This is a genomic window from Anaerotruncus sp. 1XD42-93 (assembly GCF_009917605.1).
Classification (GTDB): Bacteria; Bacillota; Clostridia; order Oscillospirales; family Ruminococcaceae; genus Anaerotruncus.
On record NZ_QZEG01000226.1, the window covers coordinates 1 to 609 of the forward strand.

1 pseudogene is annotated in these 609 nt (G+C 51.6%); it reads left to right on the forward strand.

What is annotated here, in order from left to right:
* A pseudogene (locus tag D5269_RS18165) lies at nt 1–507 on the forward strand (VirB4-like conjugal transfer ATPase); the annotation flags it as partial.
* Nucleotides 508–609: the final 102 nt, after the last annotated feature.

The window sequence follows — 609 nt, forward strand, 5'->3', positions numbered from 1 at the left end:
GTCTGCTATGTGATTAAAAACCTGGGCAAGCAGCTTAAAAAATTCGGGATGCAGGTGGTTCAGGATCAGGTGTGGGGACGGGTCAGCGAAAACCGGGAAGCCCATAAATCCACCCGGCTCTACATTGACGAGATGCACCTGCTTCTCAGGGAGGAACAGACCGCCGCCTATACCGTTGAGATTTGGAAACGGTTCAGAAAATGGGGCGGAATCCCGACCGGGATTACCCAAAATGTCAAGGACTTGCTGGCAAGCCGGGAAATTGCGAACATTTTTGAAAACAGCGATTTTATTTATATGCTGAACCAGGCGGGCGGCGACCGTCAAATCCTGGCAAAGCAGCTCAATATCTCCCCGCACCAGCTTGGCTATGTGACCAACTCCAATGCCGGCGAGGGGCTTTTGTTCTATGGCAACGTGATTATCCCATTCGTTGACCATTTCCCCAAGGACACGGAACTCTATTCGATCATGACCACCCGCCCGGAGGACTTGGCGGAACAGTAAAGGAGGGTAAGATTTGGAACACAATCAGGAAATTATGGAGCAGTTTTTGAAGCTGCTTTCGGAAAACGGGCGGGCGGGACAGTCAGAGGATTTGTCCCGCCT